Raw genomic sequence first — 13,022 nt, forward strand, 5'->3', positions numbered from 1 at the left:
CCGAAGGGCTTGATCCCAACCAATTAGGCATCGGATTCACCTAAAATAACGGGGTAACTTCTCAAAAATTCACCTCCGTATCGTACCCAAACACCTCAAAATCCTCCCTGTACACTTCTCTCACTTTTTCAGCCAGTTCCGGGGTATAGTAGTCTTCCCAGCGGCGGCTCCCGGTTTTATTGAGCACGGGCAGCTTCACGTCCAGGCGAAGGCGGCCTGCTATATACTGAAAGTCTTCTTCGAGCTTTTCAAACCGGCCGATAAAATCCACATCCGGTACCAGATCGATATCACAGACAAAGCTATGCTGCGGCACAAAGTGGTTATAGGTATGAATAGTTTCTTCGTTCAGCCACTCCTCAACAAACTGACCAAAGCTGCTGTACTGAGATAAATGTTTCTCAGCCCATTTCTTATCCTTTTCATAAAAGCCACCCTTTTTGAGAAAAAGGTACGCAGACAGCACCCTCGAGTAGGGATTTCTGACAAAGGTAAACGTGAAATAGGTTCGGTAAGTCAGCGGGCCAAATGCACGTTTGTAGAAGGTTACGTCTTTATGGCCTCCCCCATAATCTCCAAACAGTGCCTTGTTTACAGATATTCCGGCTGTTTTCGGGATATGGATAAATATGCAGCGGTGTTTGTCGAAACCCCTGAGTGAGTATTCCCCCTCCGATTCACGATACTCGCGAAAATGGTCACGATGCCTCATATGAGAGTACTGGTAATAAACTGACCGTACCAGGTATTTTATTGTGTATGCCGGGTTCATGCGGAGGATATTAGTGTTATAAAAAAACTGGTGCTGTGTTATCGCTCAACTGTCGGATGAAGACACTTCATTAATGAGTACATACTAAAATCGATAATGATTGAAATTTTAAAGTAATTCAGGGGTACAATTTTCAGATTCTATACAATTCAGCTCCAAAGGAGCGCCGGTCAACAGCATCGTGCAGCGCGCGATGACTTGAAAAGACCCTCATCCGGCTCATCCGGCAGCCCCAACGCGGGCGAAAGCCATCCCGGTCAACCCCACACATATCGTTCATCAAAATCAACCCCATATTGGTTCAAAAATCTTCTGTACTCCTCCTAAACCTGCAATTCTCACTAAGCAACTTGAATGATCTTATCTATATGATTCAAAACCAATTGACCTATATTTTAAGATCAATTCAATAAAACTCGCTGTACATCCCTGCGAAATTTGTCTGTGTTCGGCGTTATCCGAAAAATGGTTTGCTCAACGTACATATGCGTGCAGAATCATCCTTTACCCAATTATCTTATTATCCATTCATATAAAGCAGACTGTATCTCTGAAAATCTTATCTATTTAAAAAAAGTTGACCCATGATATAATTCACCTTGTTTTGTACTCAACAGCTCCAAAGGAGCGCCGGTCACCAGCATCGTGCAGCGCGCGATGACTTGAAAAGAGCCTCATCCGGCAGCCCCAACGCGGGCGAAAGCCATCCCGGTCAATCCCACACATATCGTTCATCAAGATCAACCCCATATTGGTTCAAAAATCTTCTATACTCCTCTTTAATGCTCATCTTTTGATGATGTTTGGGCTGATTTTTTATGTATTCAATTACGGTATCAAAATGGTCCGGGGATGCAGAGAAAATTCCATATCTCCCGAAACACCGGAACCAATAGAAGCCAGTATATCCTGCATTGATTTTTTTAATACATTTAGAGGCCCCCTGCCTGACTTGCTGAATTAATGTCAACTGAGCAATCTTTCTTCAAAGCAGACACAACAGATGAATCTGATTTTTGTGCCCTCCGACCTGGACGGGATTACACTCAAAATTTCTGCAGATTCCGCCTATATAATTATATAGATCATTTTCGATCTGGCTGTCAATCAAATTTTTTCTATTCTTTGTACTGAATATGATATGATTGTAAACTTTAGAAAGTGATTGTGGCATGGTAAAGTTTCGGTTTGGGCGACGCCCTTTCAGGGCTTTTGTTATGCACTTGTACTTCTTCCATAGTACTCTGCACTATGTTATTGACGCTGCGCCCACTTTGGGCAAAATGAAATCCCATAAGCAGTAACCGCCGCTTATGTACGATACTATTTTGAATATAAATCAAATAGTATAGGTTCTTTTTATTGACCCATTCAAAACCATATAGCCTATTTATCGATATTTTATAACAGCTTACTCTGCCATACCACGCCGCGGCGTGGTATCTCCTACCCTAATCAACGGATGGAGATCCCGTCCCGATGCTTCGGGATGCGGGTTGACGCGTCTTTATTAGACAGCCTCAGTCCCTTTTAGTGATTATTGGAATCGAACTCAGTTAAAAGTAATTATTCTCGGATGTAATTTATCAGATTTTGTAAAAAAATAGCTCCAGTGGAACACCGGCCAACAGCCTACTAAAATCTGCAAACAACTCAATTCGAATATAACTAAAGCTATATACATTCCCTTTTTGTCAAGTCCCGCCGGGGCGCGACAGTGGGTGGGTCAGCACCGGGGTTTATTCCAGTAAATACTGAACCAGGCTATCCACTTCAGACTCCGTCAGGTTTATCTTTGGCATGCTGCTCCCTGCAAACTCCTCATCCGGGTTCGCCAGGAAAGATCTGAGCAGACGGCGGTTCCACTGCCGCTGATCCGATTCCAGAGCCTGCGAATAGGTGTATTCCCCAAGCCCTCCAACTTCCCTTTCTTCCAGGTTTGCCAGGTGAGGGCCTATAAGCGTGGAGCGGCCCATGTTATGACAGGTAGAACAGTTTTGTTCAAAGATTGCGGCTGCGCTGCGAACCGGTCTATCTTCCACTCTGCTTTCGGAAATAAGGTTGTTGAACCGTTCGAGCTCAGTCATTCTCGCCAGCTCAACCGTTCCAATGTCTTCGTAGATAAGGCCACCATCATCAATTGCAATAAGGTACTCATCATCCGTCAACAGCAGGATGGTTCCATTCTCCAGAACGGCCATATCCCTGACGCGGTGCCCCAGTTCTATTTCTTCAGTGTATTTAACGCTGTTTGATTCATCCAGCCGAAGCCTTTGAAGACTTCGGTCCCGCATGGTTCCAACCAGCAGATCACTCTGCCAGCGGGGAAATCTATCGTGCTCAATCCTCAGGACACCGGAGGGTGCCACGGACGGGACCCACGAAAATACTGGCTTCGCATATTCAGGATGAGTGCCCGTTTCATAATCTCCCGGAAGTTTCATCTCCGGAAGATACCATGTGCCATATGACACACGCGGCCAGCCGTAGTTTTGTCCCTTCTTCAGCAGGTTTAACTCATCCCCGCCGGCAGGCCCGTTTTCTACCTCCCAGAACTCTCCGTTACGGTCTCTGTAAAGACCGGACGGGTTTCTGCTGCCGCGGGTAAAGACGGACCAGCTGCCTGTTGTTTTATTCAGCAGTATGGTTTTCCCATAGGGATTGGAATTATCCATCGCATACGCTTGGGAGCCGTCAATTCCGTTCCGGTTGTAGTCGCCCACCGTTACCAGGAGGTTTTCATTGTCGTAATTCACAATCTTTCCGCCCGAGATATGGCCCGCCCACATAGCTCCCGACACCTCATGATCCGGCTCCGGGTCAATACAGGGCTCTGCCGTAAAGATCGTTTCCCAGTCCACCGCTTGAGTAATCCGGTCACCGGAAAGCTGCAGGCGGCCCCGGCTCACATTGTGGGTCATACACGCCTGGTCCTCATCATATGAGATATGGGAGAGATAGAGCCGGTGCTCATCCTCACTCAGCTGCTCACTAAATACCCCGTTTACCCGGTACCAAATCATCCTGAAATTGTTTCTGTCAGAGATACCGGTCTGCATAAACTCGTCGAGTTTCATTGGCAGCGGCAGGATGGTGTTCTCTACTTTTCGGTGCCGTTTAACATCGTAGGTCTGAACCTGCCCCTTATTTGAAATGATGTAGAGGATGTTACCGCTGTTTGTCAATCCACCACCATATCCTTCATAATCGCGCAGTGGAACTTTCTTAACCAGGAGCTTCGTGAGAAAGGTGTCCATGATCTCAACAGATCCGACCGAGGGTGGCTCTTTTTCGGCTGAACCCATCCGTTCCACCATATTCTTTACTGATGAAAGCTGCTGAAAAGGGAAAATTTTGTAATATCCTACAGCGAATCCGTATACAAAAAGGGTCACGATAAGAATACTGTAGATGATAGCTCTCTTCATGATGCAAACACCGGTTTTACAGGTTTATTCTCATCAAATATACGATTTATGAGATCTATACTCACTGCAGCCTCACTCTTTTGGCCTGAATCTGACCGCATGTGAGAATGAAAATCAGAGTGTACGTACATAATGCAGTTTCCTGAGTTCACGATGTTCTGCTGTTTTTTTGTACCTGTTGAAAGGTTTCATAAGGTTGACGACCTGCCATGTACTGTTTAAATAAAACTGAATCCGGCTTCAGTTTCTGCAGAACCTCCTCTTTCATTAAACGATAACTCTCCGCCTTTTTGTAGCGAAACGTCCCTGCAACAGAATTGAAAAATTGGCGTGCCACCTTGCACAGGTCCCTGATCCTGTAGTTCAGAAAAAAATATTTAATCCCCTGCAGCGACATCAGGTTGACCGCCCAGGGCCTTGGATTCTCTACAGGAACGCTAAACTGAGACTGAAACCACTCTGCCCTCTGCTCTTTGTAGTCATTTTTAGTGTATTCGCGGTGCGATTCGTTATTTATAATAACATCATTCATCTGCAGGGTATGATCACCGTAAAAGTTATGCATCAAAAGCTGCTGTGCTGAAGAGGTAAACCACCAGCTGATCTCATCGAACTGGTTCTGCAGCGGCATAAGAATCCGGTCTTTAATCACATCTTTATGAAATGCCATAAACTGGCCATCTGCTAAATGGCACACCTGGTAACGTTTCAGCGGAAAAAAGAATTTGTGGTGGAATGAAATGCCAAATCCTAGTACCGAATGTGTCGTTTTGGGTATAAATACCGGTACAGCCACCGCCGGATTCAGTTCATTCAGGCTATCTTCGAACCGCTCATAGCTTCCTTTATGGAAACTGATATCATCATCAAGAAATATGTAGTACTCATATTCTTCATTCAGTTCAAGTGCTTTTTCGAGAAGCTGGTTGCGGCCTTCAGCCCATGTGGAATCAGGGAAGAAATAGGCACCTTTTCCAGGCTTATTATAAGTAGAGAGAAGAACATCAGCCGCTCTCCTCTCACCCAGAAAGGTATAATTTTTAACAAGATAATCTGCACCGTGAACCAGGTATAGAAATTTTTTCATGTCAGTTTTTGTCCGCACAACCTAAAAGAGCCCCGTAATTTAAAAATGTGATTCCGGCCGATTCATGTGCCTTTTATCGGCGAATACTTGTTCCGATAAAGAGAATACCTTATCGGATCATTATTTTATTATAGTTCGAAGCCAAAGTAAAATTGAATGCGGATTATTTTAACAGTTTACGGTTTTTTAATTTTACGCAAACCAGTAACCCTGGTTAATCTGTCGCTGTGAAGCTAAGCATCTAAACGACCATGAGCTGTCATGTCGCCTTCCCCTTTGGGACTAAGCGAACAACGAGAGCGCATGGAGACATTTCCGGGTGATGGGCAGGTATGAAAAAGCACTGTTTAAAGTAGTCCTCAGAACAAGGAGATCTTTCGACGCACTCTCCGTCAGCCGACGGATCATTTGCTCAAGATGACAGGGACATTCTTAGGAAAGTGCGGCGTTTCAGTATCCCAACCATGCAGAACGCTGTCTTACGCCGCATGGCTGAGAGTATTTCCAGCGGCGCTGCCGGATGCCATGGTCTACTTACTATTTATGCGCGCCGCGCATATAAACGACCTCGCTCTGTCATGTCGAGTGCAGGTTCAGTGCTTGTCGAACCGGAATCGCGCCGCAGGCATCCACTGGGGAAGACATCTCCATTTTATTGGAAGGAGTTTTGTAAAGCACGTTTCAGATTAGCACCCAGAGAATGGAGATCTCTCCATTCCGGCCGAAAAACACGGCCTGCAGTCGAGATGACAAGGCGCTGGGGTGGATGCGTGCGGCGTTTCAGCATCCCAATCCTGCAAAACGCTGTCTAACGCCGCATGGCAGTGAACCATTCCCCGCAACGCAGTTGAACACCCCGGCCTTTCTCATTGACGATGCGCGCCATGCCATTGCCACCAAGGGCCTATGTCATGTCGAGCCGCTAATTTAGCCTAAAAACGGGCAACACCATTTAAGAAGCGACAGAGAAGGTCTAGTCCTGCTCAAGAAATATTGTTTAGGATTAAGATGTCCGGCCTTGATGGGTGGAGGGATAGCATGGATTGCACCACAGCCCTTACTGTGCCAAGGCTTCGGAGGGCAGGCACAGGAGAAATCGCTATGAGCGCTCACCTTGTGAGCATTCTCATAGTGTAACCGCGCGGTGCAACCCGTGCCCCGACAGAACACCTCTGTCGGGGAGTTTTCCACATAGTGATGCCTTCGGCATGCATACTTTCTGCTTTTAGTCCTGCTTTAGCGGGGTGGCGGTCCACCTGTCCCTCGGGAAAAGTATGGGGAGTAAACGTCGTGTTCAGAATCTGTCATCGGTAGCCGCTAATTTTGCCCAAAAGCGGGCAACACTATTTCAAAGGTGACAGGATTATAGTCCCCTCTCGAGAGGGGATTTAGGGGTGTGTTCGTAAAGGCAATAAGCTGTGATTAAAACCCAATAACAACACTTTTATCAATCTGTCATTGGTAGCAACTAATCCTGCCCAAAAACGGGGCAACACCATTTGAAAAGTGACAGGGTGCGTTTTTCGATCCGAAAGTACTATGCGTTTTGCGGGTGAAGGGTAGTGTGCGATGTTCCGAGTAAAATTAAATTTCAAAAGCCCCCCTTCAGCTCATGTTACATCCAGTTTTAATCATTTGAACTCCCCTTCGACTGAATTCAATTCTTCTGCAGAATCAAATGCCTCGGGGACTTGCGACGCCTGCTTTCTCTTACCCCGCACTGCGCGCCGAAGAACCACGGCGCTTGTACGGGGCTATTAAGCTGCCGCCCCTGCCAGGGGCTTGTTGTTTCGCACAAGCGCGTAACCGGATGTACATTGGCAGATTACAAGGCATGTGCTCAAAAATATAAAAACGTCGATTTAAGTCTAAAAACATCACTTTTTACAATCTGTCACTGGTAGTGGAGGTTTAGCATGGGTTGCCTGTGCCTATGGTGCACCACAGCCCAACCTGCGCTAAAGCTTCGGTAGGCAGGCGAGAGTTTTCCCCTAAGTAGGGATGCCTTCGGCATGCATACTTTCTTCTTTTAGTCCCGCTCCTGCGGGGTGACGGTCCACTTGTCCCCACGGGGAAAGTATGAGTAGAAAACGTCATGTTTAGAATCTGTCATCGGTAGCGCCTAATTTTGCCCCAAAAACCGGGCAACACCATTTAAGAAGTGACAGAAAAGATCTAGTATTGCTAAAGAAATATTGTTTAGGAGAAAGGTATCCGGCCTTGATGGGTGGAGGAATAGCGTGGGTTGCATCACAGTGCGGGAGAAATCGCTACGAGCGCTCACACAGTGAGCATTCTCGTAGTGTAACCGCGCGGTGCAACCCATGCCCGGAAGCCATCACAGCCGGGAGTTTTTGCATACTTTTGACGGTTCAAAAGTATGGGGAGTAAACGTCATGTTCAGAATCTGTCACTGCTAGTGGAGGTTCGTGCTTTTCGAACCGGAATCGCGCCGCAGGCATCCCCTGGGGAAGACATCTCCATGTTCTTAGATCCATTTTGAACAATGGCTTTTCAAATCTCCTCCCAATAAAATGGAGATTTCGCCCCGAAAAACACCAGTTACGCGTTCAAAAGATGAGCTCCACTCAACCCTCTAAAAAACACGTCGGGGTTCGGTTGAGATGACAGGGTATGATTTTGAGTAGAGGCGGATATCAAGACCTGTGGTGGAACGTGTTGGTTACATAAAATAACGCGCGCTACAAGCTCTGCATCTCAACCATCTCTTTAAACCTGCCGTTGGTGACCAGGGTCAGGTTATCGTAAGAACCTTCTTCTATTACCCTGCCCTCGTCGAGCACATAGATATAATCCGAATTTTTAATGGTGGAGAGCCGGTGAGCGATAATTACCACCGTCATCGATCCTTTCAGGTTGTCTATGCTTTCCTGGATGAAATTTTCGGAATCGGAGTCCAGTGCACTGGTTGCCTCATCAAGTATGAGCAGATTTGGTTTTTTATAGAGCTCCCTGGCGATAAAGAGGCGCTGACGCTGGCCTCCTGAGAGACGAACCCCCCTGTCACCCACGATAGTATTGAATCCTTGCGGCAGCTCCTGAATGAAATCAAGGGCGTACGCTTTTTCAGCCGCTTCCCTCACATTCTGCTGAACGTCTTCATCATTCTCGTAGTCTCCTTTCCAAAGGCTGATATTATTGGCAACCGTGTCATCAAATACCACTGTTTCCTGGGAGACATACCCAAGTTGGGAACGCCAAGACCTGCGCTTGATGTCCGAACCGGCGGTGCCATCTACAAAAATTTCACCGGAAGTGGGGCGCAGCATGAGCGTGATCATATCTATCAGCGTAGACTTTCCCGCACCTGATTCACCGACAAATGCCACTGTCTTATTGACCGGTATTTCCAGGCTGATCTGCCTCAATACATTGCCATCCTCCTGATTATATGCGAAGGAGACATTTTTGAACTCTATCTTTTTTGAAAAGTGAGGAACTTCAACATTCCCTTCCGGCTCCTGAACAGATGTAACCGTGTTGAATTCATCAATGACCATCTCCAGGGAACCGATATTATCCAGGGTAGACTGCCAGGTCGACTGAATGGTAATCACCTGGCCCATTCCCCTGTAAAATAGTAGCAAAGCCACAAAAATAGGTGCAATCGGTGCATCGAATACTGACACTTGAATGATAATAATCATCAGCAAAAAGAGTACGGATACCGGCTCACTTATAGACCTTGTAAAAGCCGCTGCCAAACCTCTTTTTAGTTTATAGCTGGCAAGTTTCTTAATACTTCCAAAGACACCACTTTTCAGATAGTTCATTTGAGCAGTTGAAACCAAATACTTAAAAGCCTGTATTGACTGAACCAGGAACTTGTTCAGGTTACTCTCTTCTGATGCTGCTTTTCTTGACAGGTCTCTTACAAATTCGTTCAGCCATTTAAACAGAAAGAGTATAATGACTCCAATACCCACAGCCATGAGTGCAAACTGCCATGCCAGCAAAAATGCCACGGCAAAATAGGCGGTTGCCATGATGATTTTTGAAAGGAAATTCTTGAATGTACCAAAAGACCTAATAAATTTCGAGATCTGAGAATTGATGATATTGATGAAGTGGCCGGTATTATTTTCACTGTAATAACTGTAGTCCATAGTGGTATAGGCTTCAAACATTCTTCCCTTTATCTCTATCATAAGCCTTGATTTCAGGTAGCTCAGATACCCCCCTTCAGAAAACTTCAGCGCGCCTTTTGCTACAAATACAGCACCGATAAACAGCAATATACCCACCATCGAATCCCCGATTCCAATGACCTCCAGGAATGAAAGCAGGATTTCGGTCGGCCGGCTCATCTGCCCGCCGCTACTTCCTACATCCGCCGCTTCAATCAACGGCAGAAGCAGCGTGATTCCGAAACCTTCGGCAAATGCCACGGCTATCGTCAAAAGGAACACGATGTATACTCTCCTTCCGATGAATTTTTTGTAGACTGAAAAGTAGTAGGATATTGCAGAGAAAACAGACAAGTGCTAACCTCTTTATAAATTGATCATTTTATTTTTACCGGATTACTTTACAGCCCAAAAACAGGATTCTCTAAAAAGAGTTATAATTCAGATTGCTGCATGGCCTGAGTCGTGACTGCAAAATAACTAATCCTCAAAATACATATTTATCTATTTCTTATTTATTTATTTCTTTCTAATACGCTTCATACTGAGTGTATTCTTATTAGTTATCTTATAATTCTGTATCGTTAAGCCCTGGACCTGGTTAAATTGCAGACTATCCACAAAGCACCTACCCGGTCAAAACACTGTTTATCATCAATTACCGGACGCGGTTTCGACTGTCATTCCGTTTTCATGGGCCTCGAAATATAATTTCAGCCTTCCTGACCTATGTCATAATCAGAACACATGCAAACCTGAGTTCAGTTTTTTGTCATCTTCTAAATACACCAAAAACACCCATCCCTTTCCCTAAAAGTATGCCTTCGAGAGGTTTTGAGATATTTACACAACCCTGGCGAAAATACTATAGCCACTCATAATCCCTTAACGGTGCTTCGGGACAGGCTCATGTGATAGAGGGTGAGAAAAAATTCCTAATCCGGTTAATGATTCAGTTCTTTTTTACTACGAAACCACAAGGACCTAGAGCTGCACGAAGTTTAATTTATCAATGAAATACCCTTCGTGATTTTCGGGCTTTCGAGACTTCTCCCAAAGTAGGAATCCCCTAACAGAGAGTGGCCGATATCACGAATTTTTTATTGATATCGATACGTTTTTAAGAAAAGGTGATGTAATGGAAGTAAATAATTTTAGCAGGATTCTCTGATTACTGATCATATCGCGAGCAAAGCACGAACAGTCGGAAATATTCTGATTGAAATAGTTTTTCGGGTCTGAATAATAAGCTTGCCTTTTATTCCCGTACTTTTTGGGGATCTATTACATTCATAAGTATCAGACCGTTCACGAAAAACTGAATTGTCATTTTTATAAAATCGACGTAGAAAACAACTGCCCTGTCATATGCATTTTTGGCGTAGGATTTCGATCTGAAAAACCTACTCAGGCTTCCCTTCAATGAGCTCAACAAGAATCTTACCTGACTACATTTGAATTTCCTTCTGATAATGATAGAATTCCAGCAAATATGTCTATAGTGCTTTTTTAAAACTGCCCGCAGATTTTTTCGTGCAGGATGCCTCACTACCACATCTGCCCCATACTTCATTGAATAACCCAGTTTCACGCATCGCTGGGAAAATTCCCAGTCTCCACCGGATTTCAGGGAGGTATCGAATCCGTTCACAGACTCGAAAACGTCTCTCTTTACAAAGTGATTTGCCGTGCAGCTTTTTCCCTCCGGCACCCAGGTTTTCTGCTTAAAAGCGTGGTACTTATCATAGATATATGCATGCTTTCGGCCATCCTCAGGACGGAAAACTTTAATTTCACCGCCAATGCTGTCGCATTCATTTGATTCAAATAAATCGGATGCATTTTTCAGCCAGTTCTCATCCGGTATGCAGTCTGAGTCAGTAAATGCAAGATAATTTCCAGCTGCATCCTTTGCCCCGTGGTTTCTGGCTGTATAGGACCCGGGTTCCGGTTCATATTCAATTCTCATATTTGCAGGGTAGCTAAAATCGTCAGGCAGTTGTTTATCAGAACCGTTATCCACTACAATGATCTCGAAGGAATCTTTGTTGTAACTCTGTTTGGCTAAAGCATCAATACAAAACTGAAGCTGATCCCAGTTATTGTAAACCGGTACAATTACACTGAATTTCAATTTATTGTCCATAGCTATTTGTGGTTTTCTCACCCAGGTTTTTTCTTTCAATCATTCTTTAATCGACTTTGAGTACACGTCTCTTTACAAGTCTATTTAAGATTTTTCGCCTAATTAGTCAAGAGTAAAATCAGCTTTACTTACACTATTTCTGTTACATATAATAAATCATTAGTTGCATATTTTACGTACGCATATTTTTGTTGGGAACGGAAATCTGATTTCATATCAGCCGATGACAACTTGCACAGCTACCTGTAAATGCGAATAGAATGACGAATGCGCGCTCCCGACTAAAGGAATAATTTATAATTCGAATAGCCAAGGAGAATTTCACCCCAAGGCTACTCGACTATAAGGTTCTACCGAAAACTTTGCGGGGAGGAGCAAAATTCCTGAACGATTGTTTCAGCCCATGTTAAATAGCTTCATGAGTTCATTGATTAGCGAGTGGGCGGGGCGAATGTCGCTATAAATTTTTAATATCGACTTAATCGTCACGCTACCCTACCCCACAGCCGAATTGTGATTATTCTGCGGTCCCTGTAAAAGCAACACGTCTCGCATTACCATACAACTTTAATCACCGATTTAACGGGCTGAATGGCTTATTATATGAATTGGGTCTGTATAGGGAACTATACCAATACGATTATGATACTCACCCACCATGTTCCCTTTAAAACAAATGGGTCTATGTTGATCGGTGTGGGTAATTCATTTTTATGATCTAATCACAATAGAGTAGAGCTAAAAAAATAATTGAAAAATGCACCATATTAGTCCAGGACACCTTCGGCCTTGAAAGAATTGGCGGTCAAGGGAACCGTAAGATCTGCGGGGACCTTTTATCATATCGCTTCGCGTTCAAAAGATGAGCGGCGGGGAACCGGTTAACAAGCAATACGCGTTGCGGACCATTGATAAAAGGTAGCAGAGCTTATGTGACCGCGCCTCCCGACAGCTGTCGGGAGGTTCGTTTTGCATCAAGGCAAAATGAACAGAACTCTTTGTCGATCTGGGTGCGTTAGTTAAAACTCTGATATAATTCATAGGATACATTACATCACCAAACGTATCATCTCAGACATTGGATTTAATCAATGATCAATTTCAAGCAATCAAATCATAAGCTTTTCGTGTTTTCCTGATACTTTTGAACGGTCAAAAGTATCCATGCCCAAGGCATCCCTTCGGGGAAACCCACCGGCTAAAGATTTGCTCCGGTGGGCACATTTGAACACTTTGCGATGTAAAAACGAAGGTCCGCATCGCTTTGTCCTTGTAAATTATATTCGGCCGCTCATTTTTTGAACGCGTAGCGATATGTTTTTACACCCATCGCATGCGTGTTAAAATGTGCAGACACCACCTGCTCAAATCGGAGGCCGGTTAGGTGAAAAGCCCCAACACATTTTTAATTGATTTATTAAACAACCCACACAAATCAATA

6 protein-coding genes are annotated in these 13,022 nt (G+C 44.6%); all 6 read right to left on the reverse strand.

Going from position 1 to position 13,022, the window contains the following annotated elements; translation table 11 throughout:
- Positions 1 to 61: 61 nt before the first annotated feature.
- Entirely contained in the window at positions 62 to 772 is a 711-nt protein-coding gene (locus tag AABW11_RS17145; protein ID WP_340106368.1) for a sulfotransferase family 2 domain-containing protein, read from the reverse strand.
- 985 nt (positions 773 to 1,757) lie between these two features.
- Positions 1,758 to 1,946, reverse strand: a complete 189-nt coding sequence (locus AABW11_RS20210; protein WP_445263795.1) for a transposase — start codon at positions 1,944 to 1,946, stop codon at positions 1,758 to 1,760.
- Positions 1,947 to 2,511: 565 nt separating this feature from the next.
- Positions 2,512 to 4,200 carry a PQQ-dependent sugar dehydrogenase gene (locus AABW11_RS17150; protein WP_340106369.1) on the reverse strand — a complete coding sequence of 563 codons (1,689 nt, stop codon included), beginning with the start codon at positions 4,198 to 4,200 and terminating at the stop codon, positions 2,512 to 2,514.
- Between the two features lie 148 nt (positions 4,201 to 4,348).
- Positions 4,349 to 5,287 (reverse strand): hypothetical protein, encoded by a 939-nt coding sequence (locus tag AABW11_RS17155; protein ID WP_340106370.1) that lies wholly within the window; start codon positions 5,285 to 5,287, stop codon positions 4,349 to 4,351.
- 2,702 nt (positions 5,288 to 7,989) lie between these two features.
- Positions 7,990 to 9,789, reverse strand: a complete 1,800-nt coding sequence (locus AABW11_RS17160) for an ABC transporter ATP-binding protein (RefSeq protein ID WP_340106371.1) — start codon at positions 9,787 to 9,789, stop codon at positions 7,990 to 7,992.
- A 904-nt stretch (positions 9,790 to 10,693) separates the two neighbouring features.
- Positions 10,694 to 11,581: a glycosyltransferase gene (locus AABW11_RS17165; protein WP_340106372.1), complete on the reverse strand. Its 888-nt coding sequence runs from the start codon at positions 11,579 to 11,581 to the stop codon at positions 10,694 to 10,696.
- Positions 11,582 to 13,022: the final 1,441 nt, after the last annotated feature.

This window comes from Rhodohalobacter sp. 8-1, from assembly GCF_038150125.1.
Lineage (GTDB): Bacteria > Bacteroidota > Rhodothermia > Balneolales > Balneolaceae > SW132.

Coding starts and splice junctions, on each gene's coding strand:
- AABW11_RS17165 (WP_340106372.1), bottom strand. CDS start 11,581: ATGGACAATAAATTGAAATTCAGTGTAATTGTACCGGTTTACAATAAC.
- AABW11_RS17145 (WP_340106368.1), bottom strand. CDS start 772: ATGAACCCGGCATACACAATAAAATACCTGGTACGGTCAGTTTATTAC.
- AABW11_RS17155 (WP_340106370.1), bottom strand. CDS start 5,287: ATGAAAAAATTTCTATACCTGGTTCACGGTGCAGATTATCTTGTTAAA.
- AABW11_RS17150 (WP_340106369.1), bottom strand. CDS start 4,200: ATGAAGAGAGCTATCATCTACAGTATTCTTATCGTGACCCTTTTTGTA.
- AABW11_RS20210 (WP_445263795.1), bottom strand. CDS start 1,946: ATGCCACAATCACTTTCTAAAGTTTACAATCATATCATATTCAGTACA.